The organism is Streptomyces corallincola (assembly GCF_019104725.1).
In the GTDB taxonomy this organism is placed as follows: domain Bacteria; phylum Actinomycetota; class Actinomycetes; order Streptomycetales; family Streptomycetaceae; genus Streptomyces; species Streptomyces corallincola.
The window spans coordinates 79,447-97,148 of record NZ_JAHRXF010000003.1 but is presented as its reverse complement, the minus strand read 5'-3'; the positions used below and the strand labels follow the sequence as shown (position 1 = coordinate 97,148).

Genomic DNA, 17,702 nt, shown 5'->3' with positions numbered 1-17,702 from the left:
CTCCGCGTCCCATTGGCTGACACCACATGTCCACGATGCGGACCACCCGTCGTCCGCGGAACCCGGCCGGGTCGGGCCCGGGTGGCACGGCGGCCCGCCGGACCCGAGGCGCGGAGCGCGGGGGTGCGGCGGGCCGGGATGTGCCGGACGGCAGTGGCTCAGTGGCCGGTCTCGCCGCCGTTGTCGCGGCGGTCGAGGGCTCGCTGGAGGGCGGCGGCGGCGTTCTTGCGGTCGGACTCGCTCACGCGGGAGGCGTGGCGGGCGCGGCGTCGGACGGTCGTCTCGGCCATGAGAATTCGACTCCTTCGGCAGACCGGAGCACGGCGGTGAGGTGTGAGGAAAAAGGGGGACGAGGTCTCCCCTGGGGGCCGGGGCGGGCGGGCCGGCGCGACAGGGGTTGCCTGTCAGAGGGCACGGCTCACGACCGCCACTCGCGGGATTCCGCGAGACGCTCGGCTGCTTTCACGTTAAGGGAGCCTTCCCGGCCTGTCTGCATCATTACTCGGACGTCCTACTATCTGAGACGCCCTCTCCACCGCCGCTCCACCGGCCCGTGCGACACGCGTTCGGGCACCGTGCGCCCGTCCGGCGTCCGGGCATGGAAAACGGGCCGGAACCCCGCTCGTGCGTCGGGGTTCCGGCCCGTCGTTCGTGGGCCCGCCGGTCGGGGTCAGCCCATGTGCGGGTAGCCGTACTCGGTCGGCGGCACCAGGGACTCCTTGATGGCGCGGGTCAGCGTCCAGCGGAGGAGGTTCTGCGGGGCACCGGCCTTGTCGTTGGTGCCGGAGGCACGGCCGCCACCGAAGGGCTGCTGGCCGACGACGGCGCCGGTGGACTTGTCGTTGATGTAGAAGTTGCCCGCCGCGTAGCGGAGCTTCTCCATCGTGTGGGCCGCCGCGGCACGGTCGTTGGCGACGACGGCACCGGTGAGGGCGTAGTCCGAGACGGACTCCATCTGGTCGAGCATCGCGTCGTACTGGTCGTCCTCGTAGACGTGCACGGCGAGGATCGGGCCGAAGTACTCGGTGCGGAAGACCTCGTTCTCCGGGTCGGAGCACTCGATGACGGTCGGGCGGACGAAGTAGCCGACCGAGTCGTCGTAGCTGCCACCGGCGACGATGGTGCAGGCCGGGTCGGACTCGGCGCGGTCGATGGCGGCCTTGTTCTTGGCGAAGGCCCGCTCGTCGATGACGGCGCCGATGAAGTGCGACAGGTCGGTGACGTCACCCATGCTCAGCCCGTCCACCTCGGCCGCGAACTCCTCCTTGAAGCCGGAGTTCCAGATCGAGGCGGGGACGTAGGCGCGGGAGGTGGCGCTGCACTTCTGGCCCTGGTACTCGAAGGAACCGCGGGTCAGCGCGGTCTTCAGCGCGGCGCGGTCGGCGCTCGGGTGGGCGACCAGGAAGTCCTTGCCGCCGGTCTCGCCGACCAGACGCGGGTAGGACCGGTAGTTCTCGATGTTGTTGCCGACCGTCTTCCACAGGTACTGGAAGGTCTTCGTGGAGCCGGTGAAGTGGATACCGGCCAGGTCCCGGTGGGCGAGGGCGACCTCGGAGACGGCGATGCCGTCGCCGGTGACCAGGTTGATGACGCCCTTGGGCAGCCCGGCCTCCTCCAGCAGCGCCATCAGCAGCACGGCGGCGTGCGTCTGCGTCGGGGACGGCTTCCACACCACGACGTTGCCCATCAGGGCGGGGGCGGTGGGCAGGTTCGCCGCGATGGCCGAGAAGTTGAACGGGGTGATCGCGTAGACGAAGCCCTCCAGCGGGCGGTGGTCCAGGCGGTTCCACACGCCCGGCGAGTTGGCCGGGGGCTGCTCGGCGAGGATCTGCCGGGCGTAGTGGACGTTGAAGCGCCAGAAGTCCACCAGCTCGCAGGGCGAGTCGATCTCGGCCTGCTGGGCGGTCTTGGACTGGCCCAGCATGGTGGAGGCGGCGATGGTCTCGCGCCAGGGGCCGGAGAGCAGTTCGGCGGCGCGCAGGATGATCGCGGCGCGGTCGTCGAAGGCCATCGCGCGCCAGGCGGGCGCGGCGGCGAGGGCCGCGTCGATGGCGTCCTGCGCGTCCTGGGTGGTGGCGTTGCGCAGGGTGCCGAGGACGGCCTTGTGGTTGTGCGGCTGCACGACCTGGAACGGCTCGCCGCCGCCCATCCGCTTCTCGCCGCCGATGGTCATCGGCAGGTCGGCCGGGTTCTCGGCCAGTTCCTTGAGCTTCGCCTCCAGGCGGGCGCGCTCGGGCGAGCCGGGGGCATAGCCGTGCACCGGCTCGTTGACGGGGGTGGGGACCTGGGTCACAGCGTCCATGAGATCCGTAACTCCTATACGTGAGCGGGTGGTTGGGCCACGCGAGCGGGTGGGGGCGGTCTGCCCGTGCCGGTGGTGGGGCGGGTCGGCCCCTGCCGGGTCGAGGGGGCTCGGCCCCCGGCGGGTGGGCTCAGCCCTTGCTGACCATCGAGCGGAGGAAGAAGCGCAGGTTGGCCGGCTTCTCCGCGAGACGGCGCATGAAGTATCCGTACCAGTCGGTGCCGTACGCGGTGTAGACGCGCATCCGGTGGCCCTCGGCGGCCAGCCGCAGGTGCTCGTCGCCGCGGATGCCGTACAGCATCTGGAACTCGTACTCGTCGGCCTTGCGGCCCGCGCGGTGCGCGAGTTCCTGGGCGATGGCGATCAGGCGCGGGTCGTGGGACCCGACCATCGGGTACCCCTCGCCGTCCATCAGCGTCCGCAGGACGCGCACGTACGCCTTGTCGATCTCGTGCTTCTGCTGGTACGCGACCTCGGCGGGCTCCTTGTACGCGCCCTTCACGATCCGCACCCGGCTGCCCGCGGCGGCGAGGCGGCGGGCGTCGGCCTCGGTGCGGAACAGGTAGGCCTGGATGACACAGCCGGTCTGCGGGAAGTCCTTCCGCAGCTCCTCGTGGATGGCGAACATCGAGTCCAGCGTGGTGTGGTCCTCGGCGTCCAGGGTGACCGTGGTGCCGATCGCGGCGGCGGCCTCGACGACCGGGCGGACGTTGGCGAGGGCCAGCTCGTGGCCGTTGATCAGCGCCTGGCCGAACATGGAGAGCTTGACGCTCATCTCGACGCGCTCGCCGAGCTCCAGGTCCTTGAGGTGGGCGATCAGCGCGAGGTAGGCGTCGCGGGCGGCGGCGGCCTGCTCCGGGTTGGTGATGTCCTCGCCGACGACGTCCATCGTCAGCTCCAGGCCCCGGTCCGTCAGCTCGCGGACGATCGGCACGATGTCGGTGACGGTCTCGCCGGGGATGAAGCGGTCCACGACCTGCTTGGTCACCGGTGCCGCCGAGATCAGGCGTCGCATCCGGTCGCTGCGCGAGGCGGCGAGAATCACGGGACCCAGCACGGGGCACCTCCACAGGCGAAGAACAGAGCGGGAGCAGCGGAAACGGCCGCCGTCCGACAGGACGGGGACGGCACGGAGAACCACCGTGAAACTTAGGGATCAGTCGGATCGTGGACCATCGACAGACGTCACGCATCCGCGCCCGGTATCTCAGACAGATGTATGAAAGCGGGCCGGAATGCGGGAGAATGCCCCGGTGGCGACGGACTACAAGGGTGACTTCCAGGAGCTGGTGGACGAGATCTCCGAGCTGCTGGGCGCGCCCGCGACCCTGGAGAACCGCGACTTCGAGCTGATCGCCTTCGGCGCGTACGACAGCGAGGGCGAGCTGGACCCGGCGGCGCTGGACCCGGTCCGCACCCGCTCGATCCTCACCCGGCGCTCCACCGCCGCCGTCCGCGCCTGGTTCGAGGGGTTCGGCATCACCCGCGCGACCGGCCCGGTCCGCATCCCGCCCACCCCGGAGGCGGGCGTGCACCGGGGCCGGGTCTGCCTTCCGGTACGGCACCGGGGCGTCGTCCTCGGCTATGTGTGGCTGCTCGCCGACGAACCCGGACCCACCGACGCCCAGCTGGCCGCCGCCATGCAGGTGACGGCGCGCGTCGGCGCGCTGCTCGCCGACGAGGCGCAGGCCGGGGCGGGGCTCAGCCGGGAGCTGCGGGCGGTGCTCACCGCCGAGCGCGGCTGGCGCCGGGACGCGGCGCTGGCCGAGCTGCGCGCCGCGCTCGGGCCGCGCGCCGAGGCCCCGCACACCCTGGTCTGCGTGGCGCCCTGGCCGTCGCCGGACCCGGACGAGGCCCCTTCGGCGCGTACGGTTCCGCACGCCACGGCGCTGTGCCTGGTGCCGTGGGGGGCGGCCGGGCAGAGTCTCGCCGCCCTGGTCCGGCTGCGCACCCCGGACGCGGCGACGCCCGCGCTGGCCGCGGCGGCGCGTCTGCTGCGGGAGGCCCCCGGCGCCGGGCGGGCTGCCGGGGTGGGTGAGCCGCTGCTCGGGCTCGGTGAGCTGGGTACGGCGTGGTCGCAGGCGTCCGCCGCCGCGCGGGCCGCTCTCGCGGAACCCCGGTTCGGGCCGGTCGCGCAGTGGCGGGACATCGGTCCCTACCGTCTGCTCACCGCCCTCCCCCCGGACGCGCCCGAGGACCCCGTCGCCGGGGCCCTCCTCTCCCCCGCCCACCGTGAACTCGCCCGCACCGCCGAGGTGTTCCTCGATCACGCGGGGCAGGCGGGGCGCACGGCGGCGGAGCTGGGTATCCATCGGCAGACCCTGTACTACCGGCTGTCCCGCGTGGAACAGCTGACGGGACTGGATCTGGACGAGGGGGAAGCGCGGCTGCTCCTGCACATGACCCTGAAGCGGGCGCGCCTTTTCCCCTAGGGCGTGCTTCCGCGGGGCCGATCGCGTGGTCGCCCACGGCTGGGTGCGGGTGCGGCCCAGCCGCGGGCGAGCGGGTCAGACCAGGTTCACCGAGCGGGACGACGTCGCGCCGATCTCCTCGGCGAGTTCCGCCAGGACCGTCGGGGAGACGGTGTCGTCCACGGTGAGGACGGCGAGGGCCTCGCCGCCGACGGCCGCGCGGGCGACCTGCATCCCGGCGATGTTGACACCGGCCTCGCCGAGCACGCGGCCGACGGTGCCGACGACGCCGGGGCGGTCCTCGTAGCGAAGGACGACCATGTGGTCGGCGAGGGCGAGATCGACGTCGTACGCACCGACGGCGACGATCTTCTGGAGGTGCTTGGGACCGGCGAGGGTGCCGGAGACGGAGACCTCCTCGCCACCGCCGAGGGTGCCGCGCACGGTGACGACGTTGCGGTGCTCGGGCGACTCGGAGCTGGTGGTGAGGCGGACCTCGACGCCACGCTCCTGGGCGAACAGCGGGGCGTTGACGTAGGAGACGGTCTCGTCCACCACGTCCTCGAACACGCCCTTGAGCGCGGAGAGTTCGAGCACCTTGACGTCGTGCTGGGTGATCTCGCCGTAGACCTCGACGTCGAGCCGGACCGCGACCTCACCGGCGAGCGCGGTGAAGATGCGGCCGAGGCGCTCCGCGAGCGGCAGACCGGGCTTGACGTCCTCCGCGATGACCCCGCCCTGGACGTTGACCGCGTCGGGGACGAGTTCGCCCGCGAGGGCGAGCCGGACCGAGCGGGCGACGGCGACGCCCGCCTTCTCCTGGGCCTCGTCGGTGGAGGCGCCGAGGTGCGGGGTGGCCACGACCTGGTCGAACTCGAACAGCGGGGAGTCGGTGCAGGGCTCCTTGGCGTACACGTCGAGCCCGGCGCCCGCGACCCGGCCCTCCTTGAGCGCGGAGTACAGCGCGGCCTCGTCCACGATCCCGCCGCGCGCCGCGTTGACGATCCGCACCGTCGGCTTGACCCGGCGCAGCGCCTCGTCACCGATGAGGCCGACGGTCTCGGGGGTCTTGGGCAGGTGGACGGTGATGAAGTCGGAGACCTCCAGCAGCTCGTCCAGGGAGAGCACCTTGACGCCCATCTGGGCGGCGCGCGCGGGCTGCACGTACGGGTCGTAGGCGACGACCTTCATGCCGAACGCGGACATGCGCTGCGCGACCAGCGCGCCGATGCGGCCGAGGCCGACGACGCCGAGGGTCTTCTCCGCCAGTTCCACGCCGGTGTACTTGCTGCGCTTCCACTCGCCGTTCTTCAGCGCGGAGTTGGCCTGCGGGATGTTGCGCGCGGTGGCGAGGATCAGGCCGCAGGCGAGTTCGGCGGCGGTGACGATGTTGGAGGTGGGGGCGTTGACGACCATCACCCCGGCCTTGGTGGCGGCGGGGACGTCCACGTTGTCCAGGCCCACCCCGGCGCGCGCGACGACCCGGAGCTTCTTCGCGGCGGCCACGGCCTCGGCGTCCACCTTGGTGGCGGAACGGACCAGGATGGCGTCCACGTCGGCGATGGCGGGGAGCAGTTCGGCTCGGTCGGCTCCGTTGCAGTGGCGGATCTCGAAGTCCGGCCCGAGGGCGTCCACGGTGGCGGGCGACAGTTCTTCAGCGATGAGTACGACGGGTTTCGAGCTCACGTGAGTCCTCACAAGTCCCAGTGCGGACGGCCGTCCCGACGGCCGCAGGCGGTGGAGGGGTGCTAGCCGCGTGGAAGACGCACGACGCTGTGGGCCTGACGCGTATGTGGTTGTGCAGTCTAGTGCGCCGGGGTCTTCGTGCCAGGCGGCTGCCGAGGGGTCACCCGTCCGTGGCGGGGGCGGGTTGACGACCGGGTGGCGGCGGTGTGGGCAAGGGGGCCGGAGCAGTGTGCCCCGGCCCCCTGACGGGAGGCTTACGCCTCTTCGTCCACCCAGCTCATCAGCTTGCGGAGCTGCTTGCCGGTGGTCTCCAGCAGGTGCTCGGAGTCCTGCTGCTTGTACTCGTTGTACTTCTTCAGGCCGCCGTTGTACTCGTCCATCCAGTTGGTGGCGAAGGTGCCGTCCTGGATCTCGGCGAGGACCTTCTTCATCTCGGCCTTGGTGGCGTCGGTGACGATGCGCGGGCCGGTGACGTAGTCGCCCCACTCGGCGGTCTCGGAGATGGACCAGCGCATCTTCTCCAGGCCGCCCTCGTACATGAGGTCCACGATCAGCTTCAGCTCGTGCAGGCACTCGAAGTAGGCGATCTCGGGCTGGTAGCCCGCCTCGACCAGCGTCTCGAACCCGGCCTTGACCAGCGCGGACGTACCGCCACAGAGCACGGCCTGCTCGCCGAACAGGTCGGTCTCGGTCTCCTCGGTGAAGGTGGTCCGGATGACACCGGCGCGGGTGCCGCCGATGGCCTTGGCGTACGACAGGGCCAGCGGGAAGGCGTTGCCGGTGGCGTCCTGCTCGACGGCGGCGATGGCGGGGACGCCGCGGCCCTCCTCGTACTGGCGGCGCACCAGGTGGCCGGGGCCCTTCGGGGCGACCAGGGCGACGTCCACACCGGCCGGGGGCTTGATGAAGCCGAAGCGGATGTTGAAGCCGTGGGCGAAGAAGAGGGCGTCCCCGTCGTTCAGGTTCGGGGCGATGGACTCCTCGTAGACGCGGGCCTGGATCGGGTCCGGGATGAGGATCATGATGACGTCGGCCTCGGCGGCGGCCTCCGCCGGGCTCACCACGCGCAGGCCCTGCTCCTCGGCCTTGGCCTTGGACTTCGACCCCTCGTGCAGACCCACCCGGACGTCCGCACCGGAGTCGCGCAGCGACAGGGCGTGCGCGTGGCCCTGGCTGCCGTAGCCGATGACCGCGACCTTGCGGCCCTGGATGATGGACAGGTCGGCGTCGGCGTCGTAGAACAGCTCGGCCACTTGGAATCTCTCCTTGGTGTGCGGGTTGTGCGCCCACCGTATGCCGGTGGGTGGACGGGGGCTTGTGGATCTCGGCATCCGGGCGGTGCCAGGCCGCCCGGCGCGCGGGGGTCAGGCGGAGCGGTCGAGGGCGCGCAGCGAGCGGTCGGTGATGGAGCGGGCGCCGCGGCCGATGGCGATGGTGCCGGACTGGACGAGTTCCTTGATGCCGAACGGCTCCAGCATCTTCAGCATCGCGGACAGCTTCTCGCCGGAGCCGGTGGCCTCGATGGTCACGGCCTCCGGGGAGACGTCCACCGTCTTGGCGCGGAAGAGCTGGACGATCTCCACGATCTGGGAGCGGGTCTCGTTGTCGGCGCGGACCTTCACCAGGACGAGTTCGCGCTGCACGGCCTGGCCGGGTTCCAGCTCGACGATCTTCAGCACGTTGACGAGCTTGTTGAGCTGCTTGGTGACCTGCTCCAGCGGGAGGTCCTCGACGCCGACCACGATGGTGATGCGGGAGATGTCGGGGTGCTCGGTGACGCCCACCGCGAGGGAGTCGATGTTGAAGCCGCGGCGGGAGAAGAGGGCGGCGATGCGGGCGAGGATGCCCGGCGTGTTCTCCACCAGGACGGAGAGCGTGTGCTTGGACATGTCGGTTGCGCTTCCTTGCCTTCTCGTCAGTCGTCTTCGCCGTCGCCGAAGTCGGGGCGGACGTCGCGGGCGGCCATGATCTCGTCGTTGGAGGTACCGGCGGCGACCATCGGCCAGACCATCGCGTCCTCGTGGACGATGAAGTCCACGACGACCGGGCGGTCGTTGATCGCGTTGGCCTCCTCGATGACCTTGTCGAGGTCCTCGGGGCGTTCGCAGCGGATGGCGTGGCAGCCCATCGCCTCGGACAGCTTCACGAAGTCCGGGACGCGGGTACCGGCGCTCGGCTGCTTGCCGTCGGCGCCGGGGCCGCTGTGCAGCACGGTGTTGGAGTAGCGCTGGTTGTAGAAGAGGGTCTGCCACTGGCGGACCATGCCGAGGGCGCCGTTGTTGATGATGGCGACCTTGATCGGGATGTTGTTCAGCGCGCAGGTGGTGAGTTCCTGGTTGGTCATCTGGAAGCAGCCGTCGCCGTCGATCGCCCAGACGGTGCGGTCGGGGACGCCCGCCTTGGCGCCCATCGCGGCCGGGACCGCGTAGCCCATCGTCCCGGCGCCGCCGGAGTTGAGCCAGCTCGCGGGGCGCTCGTACTGCACGAAGTGCGCCGCCCACATCTGGTGCTGGCCGACACCGGCCGCGAACACCGTGCCCTCGGGGGCGAGTTGGCCGATGCGCTCGATGACGGCCTGCGGGGAGAGGGAGCCGTCGGCGGGCTGGTCGTAGCCGAGCGGGTAGGTCTCGCGCCAGCGGTTGAGGTCGCTCCACCAGGCGGTGTAGTCGCCCTGGCCGCCCTCGCTGTGCTCCTTCTGCACGGCCTGCACCAGATCGGCGATGACCTCGCGGGCGTCCCCGACGATCGGCACGTCGGCGGTGCGGTTCTTGCCGATCTCGGCCGGGTCGATGTCGGCGTGCACGATCTTGGCGTACGGCGCGAAGCTGTCGAGCTTCCCGGTGACGCGGTCGTCGAAGCGGGCACCGAGGGCGACGATGAGGTCGGCCTTCTGGAGTGCGGTGACGGCGGTGACGGCGCCGTGCATGCCGGGCATGCCGACGTGCAGCGGGTGGCTGTCGGGGAACGCGCCGAGCGCCATCAGGGTCGTGGTGACGGGCGCGCCGGTGAGTTCGGCGAGGACCTTCAGCTCGGCGGTGGCGTGCGCCTTGAGGACCCCGCCGCCGACGTAGAGGACGGGCCGCTTGGCGGTGGTGATCAGCTTGGCGGCCTCGCGGATCTGCTTGGCGTGCGGCTTGGTCACCGGGCGGTAGCCGGGCAGGTCCATGACGGGCGGCCAGCTGAAGGTGGTCCGCGCCTGGAGGGCGTCCTTGGCGATGTCCACCAGGACCGGGCCGGGGCGGCCGGTGGAGGCGATGTGGAACGCCTGCGCGATGATCCGGGGGATGTCCTCGGCCTTGGTGACCAGGAAGTTGTGCTTGGTGACCGGCATCGTGATGCCGACGATGTCCGCCTCCTGGAAGGCGTCCGTGCCGATCGCCTTGGCGGCGACCTGGCCAGTGATCGCCACCAGCGGCACCGAGTCCATGTGGGCGTCGGCGATGGGGGTGACGAGGTTGGTGGCACCGGGCCCCGAGGTGGCCATGCACACGCCGACCTTGCCGGTGGCCTGCGCGTACCCGGTGGCCGCGTGTCCGGCGCCCTGCTCGTGGCGGACCAGCACGTGGCGGACGCGGGTGGAGTCCATCAGCGGGTCGTAGGCGGGCAGGATCGCGCCGCCGGGGATGCCGAACACCGTGTCAGCGCCGACCTCTTCAAGCGAGCGGATGAGGGACTGCGCGCCCGTGACGTGCTCGACGGGGGCGGACTGCGGTCCTCCGGATCGGGGCCGGGGCTGCGGATGCGCCCCGGTGGCCTGCTCGGTCATCGGCTTCTCTTCTCGATGCTGAGGTTTTTGCGAGGTTTCGGACGGTGTGGGCCGTGTGGTGACGGTGCGTGCCGTGCTGTGGGGGCTGCCTGTGCAACAAAAAACCCCTCGTGCCGTGAGGCAAGCGAGGGGAGCGCGCCGGTGAGGGTCGCTGGGAGTTCCGGATCGTCTCCGGTGCGTCCCAGCTCAGCCGACGCGCTGTCCAAGTACGAGAATTCGGGTGCGCATGGAACTGACCCTCCCCCCGGCACGCCTGACGTGTCAAGTGGGTGGGACGGCCGTCTCATCATGTGAGCGGAGGCCGCTTCCACCACCGAGGACGGCGGACACACCCTGCCGGTACATCCCCGCTCCCCCACCCGCGAAAGCGGGTTCGGCGGGGGCGTGCGGGACCGGGTAGCGGCCCGCGCCGAGCGCCCGGCGCAGCCGGTACTCGTCCAGCGGCCCGGCGAACGCCATGCCCTGTCCGTGAGTACAGCCCATCGCGCGCAGCGCCACCACCTGTTCGGGCAGATCGACCCCCTCGGCCACCGACTGGAGGCCGAGATCCCCGGCGATCCGCAGCAGCCCGCTGGTGATCTTGTGCAGCCGGGCGGACTCCACCACACCTTCGACGAGGCTCCGGTCGAGCTTGAGGATGTCCACCGGGAGCCGCCGCAGCGCGGTGATGGCCGCGCAGCCGCCGCCGAAGCCGTCCAGCGCGATCCGCACCCCGAGTCGGCTGAGCGCGGTCAGGCGCCGCTCCAGTTCGTCCAGCGGGGTCCTCGGGTCGCTGTCGGACAGCTCGACCACCAGCGCGCCGGGGGGCAGGCCGTATCGGGTGAGGAGCGCCTCGACGGAGCCGAACGGCACGGTGCGGTCGAGGAGGCGGCGGGCGCTCATCCGGACCGTCACCGGGACGACGACCCCGGTGACGGCGCGTTCGGCGGCCTGCTGCACGGCCTCCTGGAGCACCCAGCGGTCCAGCTCGGCGGTCTTGTCGGCGTCCTCGGCCACCCGCAGGAACTCGGCCGGGGTGAACAGCACGCCCTGCGAGGAGCGCCAGCGGGCCTGCGCGGAGACCCCGGCGACCCGGCCGGTGTCCAGCCGGACCACCGGCTGGTGGAGCAGCGCGAACTCCCCGTCGTGCAGCGCGGCCCGCAGCCGCCCGGCCAGCTCGGCCTTGCGGACCACGTCCTGCTGCATCTGCGGCCGGTACAGCTCCACCCGGCCCTTGCCCGCCGCCTTCGCCCGGTACATGGCGAGGTCGGCGTTGCGCAGCAACTCACCCGCGCCGAGGCCGGGTTCGGCGAAGGCGACGCCGATGGAGGCGTTGATCCGGACATCGTTGCCGTCGATGGCGTACGGCTGGGAGAGGGTGGTGCGCAGCCGGTCCGCGAGGTCCAGGATGTCGCGTTCGCGGTCGGCGAGGTCACGGGTGCCGTCCCCGACGATGAGCGCGGCGAACTCGTCACCGCCGAGCCTGGAGGCGGTGTCGCCCTGGCGTACGGCGTCCTGGAGGCGGCGGGCGGCCTGCACCAGGAGTTCGTCGCCCGCCTGGTGGCCGATGGTGTCGTTGACGCCCTTGAAGCCGTCCAGGTCGATGAAGAGGACGGCCGTGCCGCGCAGCGAGCCGCCCCGGTCGGTGACCCGGCGCCCGGACAGCGCCTGCTGCACCCGCCGGGTGAACAGGGCGCGGTTGGGCAGGTCGGTGAGCGGGTCGTGCTCGGCGTTGTGCTGCAACTGGGCCTGGAGGCGCACCCGTTCGGTGACGTCCCGGCTGTTGAAGATCAGCCCGCCGTGGTGCCGGTTGACCGTGGACTCGACGTTCAGCCAGCCGCCCTCGCCGGAGCGGAAGCGGCACTCGATGCGGGTGGTGGGCTCCTCGGCCGGGCTGGCGGCGAGGAAGCGGCGCACCTCGTGGATGACACAGCCCAGGTCGTCGCCGTGGATCAGCGCGGCCAGTTCGGTGCCGACGAGTTCCTCGGCGCCCCGGCCGTAGACCTTGGCGGCGGCCGGGGAGACGTAGAGCAGCACGCCGTCCGGGGCGGCGATCATGATGACGTCGCTGGAGCCCTGCACCAGGGAGCGGAAGTGGTTCTCCTTCTGCGCCAGTTCCTGGGTGAGGGTGATGTTGTCGATCAGCATGATGCCCTGGCGGATGACCAGGGCCAGGACGACGGCACCCGCGGTGATCAGCACGACGTGGTCGGGACGGCGGCCGTTGAGCACGTTGTACAGGATGCCGAGGGTGCAGACGGCCGCCGCGAGGTACGGCGTGAGCGCGGCGAGCGATCCGGTGATGGGCCGCCCGGCCGGGTAGCGCGGCTGGTCGCCCGGCGACGCGGGGGCGGCGGCGGACCGGCCGGGGTGCGCGGCGGGCCGCTGTCCCGGCACGTGCTCGTGGACCACGCGGCCGTGCGCGTCCGGCGTCCGCCCGGCGCCGTCCGCCGCGGGCACCCGCCGGGGGGCCGCCCAGGGGGCGTAGGCGAGCAGCAGCGAACCGGCGAACCAGCCCGCGTCCAGCAGCTGCCCGGAGCGGTAACTGCTGTGCAGCAGCGGGGAGGTGAACAGCGCGTCGCACATCACCGTGAGGGCGAGCGCGCCGATCGCGGTGTTGACGGCGGTGCGGTTGCCCGGCGAGCGGCGGAAGTGCAGCGCGAGCACCATGCTGACCAGCACGATGTCCAGCAGCGGGTACGCCAGCGACAGCGCGGTGTGCGCGACGCTCGGCCCGTCGAAGCGGGCGGCCTGGGCGAGCGCCAGCGACCAGGACAGGGTGAGCAGCGAGCCCCCGATCAGCCAGGCGTCGAGCCCGAGGCAGATCCACCCGGCGCGGGTGAGCGGCCGTTTGGCGAGGACCAGCAGGCCGACGATGGCGGGCGGCGCGAAGCACAGGAAGAACAGGTCCGCGCAGCTGGGACTCGGCACCCGCTCCTGGAGGACGACTTCGTACCAGCCCCAGATGCCGTTGCCCAGGGCGGCCATCGCGGAGGAGAGGGAGAACAGCAGCCAGGCGGGCCGGAAGCGGACGCGGGTGCTGCGGGCGTAGAGGAAGCAGGAGACGGCGGCGGTACCGGCCGCCGCGCTCAGTCCGAAGTCGCCCATGACGAGCGCGACACGGCTGGACCCCCAGTCGAGCAGGGACCCCACCACGTATCCGGCGCAGATCAGGGCGAGCAGGAGCTGCTGGACCAGCCGCGCGCCGTCGCCGGAGACCGGCGGTCGGGGCGGCAGCGGCGCCCCCGGGGGATGCGCGCGGGGTGCGTCCAGGGAGGCGGTGGCGGGGGCCGGGGCGTTCACCGGGGCCTCCCGGTCCGTCCCGCTCCGGGCTCGGGCCTCAGCGCCTGCCGTCCCCGGCCCGCCGTCCTGCGGGGCCGGGCCGGGAGGTCGGTGCGGTGACCGCGCCTGCGCGCCGTCGTTCCCCAGGGTCGTCGGCGGCGGCTCCGCCGCGTCGGATCGTTCGTCCATAGGCCGTGCATCGTCCGTCGCCCCCCTCACCAATCTGACATGTCCGTCCCCGGCGCCGGAGTTGAGCCCGGCGCAGCCCCTGTCGGGACGATACACCAGGAATGTCACTCAGGGACATAGCTTCTCTACGCTCCGTGACGACCTGGGCATATGCGGGTACGGGCCGCATCCGGAGGGTTGCGGAGGGTGCCGGAAGCGGGTTACGCCCCGGTGGTCAGGACCACGTTGCGGAGCGGCTCGTGGTTCACGAAACGGTGCAACTGGTCCACGAGGAGCCGCTTCGCGCGGGGCAGGAACGCGGACGTGGGACCGCCGACGTGCGGGGTGATCAGCACACCGGGGGTCGTCCACAACGGGTGCCCCGGCGGCAGGGGTTCGGGGTCGGTGACGTCCAGGGCGGCGGAGATCCGTCCGCTCTGCGTCTCCGCCAGCAGCGCCTTGGTGTCCACGACCGGGCCGCGTGCCACGTTCACCAGCAGCGCCCCGTCCTTCATCAGGGCCAAGAAGTCGGCGTCCACCAGGCCGCGGGTGGAGTCCGTCAGGGGCGTGGAGAGGATCACGACATCGGCGTGCGGGAGCAGGGTGGGCAGTTCGGTGAGCGGGTGCACCGGTCCGCGCTCGGTGGTGCGCCCGGAGCGCGCGACGCGCTCGACCCGCGCGACCTCAAAGCCCACGAGCCGGTCCTCGATCGCGGCGCCGATCGAGCCGTAGCCGACGATCAGGACGGTCCGGTCGGCGAGGGACGGGTGGAAACCGCTCTGCCAGTGCTCGGCGTCCTGGGCGCGCACGAAGCCGGGGAGGCCGCGCAGGCTGGCCAGAGTGAGGGTCAGCGCGAGTTCGGCGGTGCTCGCCTCGTGCACACCGCGCGCGTTGCAGAGCCGTACGCCGGGGACGATCGAGTCGAGGCGGGCGGTGATGTCGTCCACCCCGGCGGAGAGCGTCTGCACGACCTGGACGCGCCTGAGGTGCTCCAGCGGGCGGACCTTGACGGGCTGCCGCTTCAGATACGGCACCACGTACATCGCGCAGTCGGCGGGGTCGCCGGGGAAATCCTGGTCACCGCTGTCACCGCCGTCCCAGAAGAGGTAGCGGGGTCCGGCGGGCAGCCCCTCGATCTCCTGCGGCGGGATGGGAAGCCATACGTCAGTGCTCATGGCAGGAGGCTATGTCAGCGGCCCGTCGTGTGGAGGGGCCGGCCGGAACTCCGGAGGGGGAGGCGCGCGGGCGGGCGGAGCGCGGGACGGTCGGCGCGGGGGCCGCCCGGAGAGGGAGCCGACGGACGCGGGCGCACGCCGGGAAGGTGTATGCGCCGGGCGTGTGCGCCGTGGACGAACGCGCGGGGCGGAGCTCCGGCGCGCGCCCCGGCTTCCGCCCTCGGGAGGGAACGCGCGGGTTCGGGAAACTCGGCCCGGATCGCTGTGGCCGGGGGCGGATCGGGGTACGTGGGTGGGAGGTGAGGTGGAGGGAGCATGGGTGTGCGGGGACGTTCAGTGACTGCTTCGGTGGCCGTCACCGCGCTGGTCGCTCTGGCGGGGTGCTCCTCCGGAGGGGAGGCCGGGGTCTCCCCCTCTCCCACGGTCACCGCTTCCGTGCGCGCCCCCGGGGAGAGTGCGGCGCCCGCCGAGGGGTCGGCCACCGTGGTGCGTACCGTCGCCGAGGGACTGAAGACGCCGTGGGGGCTCGCGGTGCTGCCCGGCGGGGATCTGCTGGTGTCCTCGCGGGACGACGGGACGCTGAGCCGGGTCGATGCGAAGAGCGGGGCGACGACGGAGGTCGGCTCGGTGTCCGGGGTGGCGGCGAACGGGGAGGGCGGCCTGCTGGGCATCGCGCTGTCACCGGAGTACGCCGACGACCACATGGTGTACGCGTACTTCACCTCGGCGTCGGACAACCGGATCGTACGGATGCGCTACGCCGAGGAGAAGCCGCCCGGGGAGCAACTGGGCGCTCCCGACACGGTGTTCAAGGGCATCCCCAAGGGGTTCGTCCACAACGGGGGCCGGATCGCGTTCGGGCCGGACGGGATGCTGTACGCGGGAACCGGCGAGAGCGGACAGCGGGGCCTGGCACAGGACCGGGACTCGCTGGGCGGCAAGATCCTGCGGCTCACCCCGGAGGGCGACCCTGCGCCGGGCAACCCGTTCCCGCGCTCGCCCGTCTACTCGTACGGGCACCGCAATGTGCAGGGGCTGGCCTGGGACTCCCGGCAGCGTCTGTTCGCCTCGGAGTTCGGGCAGGACACCTGGGACGAGCTGAACGCGGTCCGGCCGGGCGGTGACTACGGCTGGCCGGACGCGGAGGGGAAGGCGGGGAACTCCCGCTTCGTGAACCCGATCGCCCAGTGGCACACCGACGACGTCTCCCCGAGCGGCATCGCCTACGTCGGCGGGGTCGTGTGGATGGCCGGGCTCAAGGGCGAGCGGCTGTGGCGCGTCCCGCTGAAGGGCACCTCGGCGGCGGCCGAACCCCAGGCGTTCCTGAAGGGTGAGTACGGGCGGCTGCGTACGGTCGTGGCGGCGGGCGGTGACCGGCTGTGGCTGGTCACCAGCAACACCGACGGCCGGGGCACGCCGAAGCGGGGCGACGACCGGGTGCTGGAGGTGCGGGTGCGCTGACCGCACCCACACCGGCCGGGGCGGCGGCCTTGTCAGCCCGCCGTCGGCAACCCGAGCAGCGCGTCGGAGTACTTGAGGACCGCCAGCAGCAGTCCCACGACGCCGAGCACGACGCCCGCCCAGGCGACCGACTTGATCCAGGGCGCCTGGAGGACGCGGCCGGGGGTGCCGAACGCGGGCCGGACCAGGACGACGGCGCCGACGATCAGCGCGGCCAGCGCGAACGCGCCCGCGCAGAGGGCGGTGGCGTGCCAGGCGTTGCCGTAGACCTCCTTGATCTGGGTGGCGACGTCCGCCGACGAGGAGGTGCGGAGCTGGCCGATCAGGGTCTGGCGGGCGGCGGCGACCGTGCCGATCCAGCCGCCGGTGAGCGAGACCAGGCCGAGCGCGGCGGAGACGACGGCGGCGGCGCCCTGGCCGACCCCCGGTGTCCGGCCGTCCGTGCCGTGCGGGCCGTCGCCGTCCTCGGTGAACTCCCCGTCCTCGACGTGGTCCCCGTGGTCGGTGACGCCGTCGGCGGGGGTGCCCGTACCGCCGGTGCCGCCGGTCGCCGTGCTTCCGGCGGGGGCGGTGCTTCCGGCGGGGGCGGTGCCTCCGGCGGGGGCGGTGCCTCCGGCGGGGGCGGTGCTTCCGATGCCCTCCCCTCCCGTCGTCGTGGGCTCGGTCCCGCCCGTCGCCGCTTCGTCCTTCTCGGCCGTCATGGTGATGCCTTCCTCTCCCGTCGCCACCGTGTCCTGCTCCCCCGCTGTCCCGGCGTCGTCGTGGGTGATGTTCGCTGCTTTCGATGCCATGCGGGGCACCGTACGGACGCCGTATGAGAGTTCGCTCAATGATCGTCGGGATGCGCGGGGTCCGCGCCTCCGGTGCGCCACTCGGGTGCCAGCACCGACCAGATCTCGGTACTGGTCCGCACGCCCCGGTGCGGGTAGTTCTCTCGGAGGACACCCTCGCGGGTCATGCCGAGGCGGCGGGCGGTGGCGAGGCTGGGCCCGTTGGCGGAGGAGGCGTGCCACTCCACCCGGTGCATGCCGCGCTCGGTGAACGCCCAGTCGAGCAGGACCCGCAGACCCCGCGTGACCAGGCCCCGGCCGGTCGCGTCCGGCTCCAGCCAGCAGCCCGCCTCGCAGACACCGGACGGGGTGTCCCACACCCGGAACAGCAGTCCGCCGACGAGCCGCCCGCCGGACCACAGGCCGTGCAGGCTGCCGGTGTCGGCGGCGCGCTTCTCGGCGTAGGACCGCAGATAGGCGCGGGCGCTGTCCAGGTCGGTCACCACGTCGGGCAGGCCGACGTGGCGGCCGATGAACTCCCGTCCCCGGTCGATGTCGGCGAGCAGCTCGGCCGCGTGCCACACCTCCAGGGGACGCAGTTCGGCCCCGTCGTCGCCCAGCGATACCGCGTACACGGCGCTCCTCCCGTACCTCCGCCGACGCCCGGCGGCCGACGGCCCCGGTGGTCCGTACCCCCGAGCC

General features: G+C 72.3%; 13 protein-coding genes. 2 read left to right on the top strand and 11 right to left on the bottom strand.

Annotation, left to right across the window (positions count from 1 at the left end):
- Nucleotides 1-158 precede the first annotated feature (158 nt).
- The 3 genes from KUM39_RS28515 to KUM39_RS03415 form a co-directional block, all read right to left on the bottom strand.
- Nucleotides 159-290 carry a hypothetical protein gene (locus KUM39_RS28515; RefSeq protein WP_281425613.1) on the bottom strand — a complete coding sequence of 44 codons (132 nt, stop codon included), beginning with the start codon at nucleotides 288-290 and terminating at the stop codon, nucleotides 159-161.
- Between the two features lie 380 nt (nucleotides 291-670).
- Nucleotides 671-2,302, bottom strand: a complete 1,632-nt coding sequence (gene pruA, locus KUM39_RS03420) for an L-glutamate gamma-semialdehyde dehydrogenase (protein ID WP_217783846.1) — start codon at nucleotides 2,300-2,302, stop codon at nucleotides 671-673.
- A 130-nt stretch (nucleotides 2,303-2,432) separates the two neighbouring features.
- A complete protein-coding gene (locus KUM39_RS03415; protein WP_217783845.1) occupies nucleotides 2,433-3,359 on the bottom strand; it encodes a proline dehydrogenase family protein in 927 nt (308 codons plus the stop codon).
- A gap of 178 nt (nucleotides 3,360-3,537) precedes the next feature.
- Here KUM39_RS03415 and KUM39_RS03410 point away from each other — a divergent pair, with 178 nt between their 5' ends.
- The gene (locus KUM39_RS03410; protein WP_217783844.1) at nucleotides 3,538-4,734 is read left to right on the top strand and encodes a PucR family transcriptional regulator; all 1,197 of its coding nucleotides are present in this window, start codon (nucleotides 3,538-3,540) and stop codon (nucleotides 4,732-4,734) included.
- Nucleotides 4,735-4,809: 75 nt separating this feature from the next.
- Here the strand turns inward: KUM39_RS03410 and serA are convergent, their stop codons facing one another.
- The 6 genes from serA to KUM39_RS03380 all read right to left on the bottom strand — a co-directional run bounded on the left by serA (nucleotide 4,810) and on the right by KUM39_RS03380 (nucleotide 14,769).
- On the bottom strand, nucleotides 4,810-6,399 hold the full coding sequence (gene serA, locus KUM39_RS03405) for a phosphoglycerate dehydrogenase (protein WP_217783843.1): 1,590 nt from the start codon (nucleotides 6,397-6,399) through the stop codon (nucleotides 4,810-4,812).
- Nucleotides 6,400-6,653: 254 nt separating this feature from the next.
- The gene (gene ilvC, locus KUM39_RS03400; protein WP_217783842.1) at nucleotides 6,654-7,652 is read right to left on the bottom strand and encodes a ketol-acid reductoisomerase; all 999 of its coding nucleotides are present in this window, start codon (nucleotides 7,650-7,652) and stop codon (nucleotides 6,654-6,656) included.
- Nucleotides 7,653-7,763: 111 nt separating this feature from the next.
- On the bottom strand, nucleotides 7,764-8,288 hold the full coding sequence (gene ilvN, locus KUM39_RS03395) for an acetolactate synthase small subunit (RefSeq protein WP_018544678.1): 525 nt from the start codon (nucleotides 8,286-8,288) through the stop codon (nucleotides 7,764-7,766).
- 26 nt (nucleotides 8,289-8,314) lie between these two features.
- The gene (locus tag KUM39_RS03390; RefSeq protein WP_217783841.1) at nucleotides 8,315-10,165 is read right to left on the bottom strand and encodes an acetolactate synthase large subunit; all 1,851 of its coding nucleotides are present in this window, start codon (nucleotides 10,163-10,165) and stop codon (nucleotides 8,315-8,317) included.
- A 261-nt stretch (nucleotides 10,166-10,426) separates the two neighbouring features.
- Nucleotides 10,427-13,447, bottom strand: coding sequence for a putative bifunctional diguanylate cyclase/phosphodiesterase (locus KUM39_RS03385; RefSeq protein WP_217783840.1), 3,021 nt, complete (start codon nucleotides 13,445-13,447; stop codon nucleotides 10,427-10,429).
- A 368-nt stretch (nucleotides 13,448-13,815) separates the two neighbouring features.
- Complete coding sequence (locus tag KUM39_RS03380) at nucleotides 13,816-14,769, bottom strand: 2-hydroxyacid dehydrogenase (RefSeq protein WP_217783839.1); 954 nt, start codon at nucleotides 14,767-14,769, stop codon at nucleotides 13,816-13,818.
- 315 nt (nucleotides 14,770-15,084) lie between these two features.
- Between KUM39_RS03380 and KUM39_RS03375 the strand changes: the two genes are divergently transcribed.
- Complete coding sequence (locus KUM39_RS03375; protein WP_246619512.1) at nucleotides 15,085-16,230, top strand: PQQ-dependent sugar dehydrogenase; 1,146 nt, start codon at nucleotides 15,085-15,087, stop codon at nucleotides 16,228-16,230.
- A 32-nt stretch (nucleotides 16,231-16,262) separates the two neighbouring features.
- On the opposite strand, the gene KUM39_RS03370 is transcribed toward KUM39_RS03375, so the two are convergent.
- Nucleotides 16,263-16,931, bottom strand: a complete 669-nt coding sequence (locus KUM39_RS03370) for a hypothetical protein (RefSeq protein ID WP_217784009.1) — start codon at nucleotides 16,929-16,931, stop codon at nucleotides 16,263-16,265.
- 125 nt (nucleotides 16,932-17,056) lie between these two features.
- Entirely contained in the window at nucleotides 17,057-17,635 is a 579-nt protein-coding gene (locus KUM39_RS03365; protein ID WP_217783837.1) for a GNAT family N-acetyltransferase, read from the bottom strand.
- Nucleotides 17,636-17,702 lie beyond the last annotated feature (67 nt).

Coding starts and splice junctions, on each gene's coding strand:
- KUM39_RS03390 (WP_217783841.1), bottom strand. CDS start 10,165: ATGACCGAGCAGGCCACCGGGGCGCATCCGCAGCCCCGGCCCCGATCC.
- KUM39_RS03375 (WP_246619512.1), top strand. CDS start 15,085: ATGGGTGTGCGGGGACGTTCAGTGACTGCTTCGGTGGCCGTCACCGCG.
- KUM39_RS03370 (WP_217784009.1), bottom strand. CDS start 16,931: ATGACGGCCGAGAAGGACGAAGCGGCGACGGGCGGGACCGAGCCCACG.
- KUM39_RS28515 (WP_281425613.1), bottom strand. CDS start 290: ATGGCCGAGACGACCGTCCGACGCCGCGCCCGCCACGCCTCCCGCGTG.
- KUM39_RS03410 (WP_217783844.1), top strand. CDS start 3,538: ATGCGGGAGAATGCCCCGGTGGCGACGGACTACAAGGGTGACTTCCAG.
- pruA (WP_217783846.1), bottom strand. CDS start 2,302: ATGGACGCTGTGACCCAGGTCCCCACCCCCGTCAACGAGCCGGTGCAC.
- KUM39_RS03380 (WP_217783839.1), bottom strand. CDS start 14,769: ATGAGCACTGACGTATGGCTTCCCATCCCGCCGCAGGAGATCGAGGGG.
- ilvN (WP_018544678.1), bottom strand. CDS start 8,288: ATGTCCAAGCACACGCTCTCCGTCCTGGTGGAGAACACGCCGGGCATC.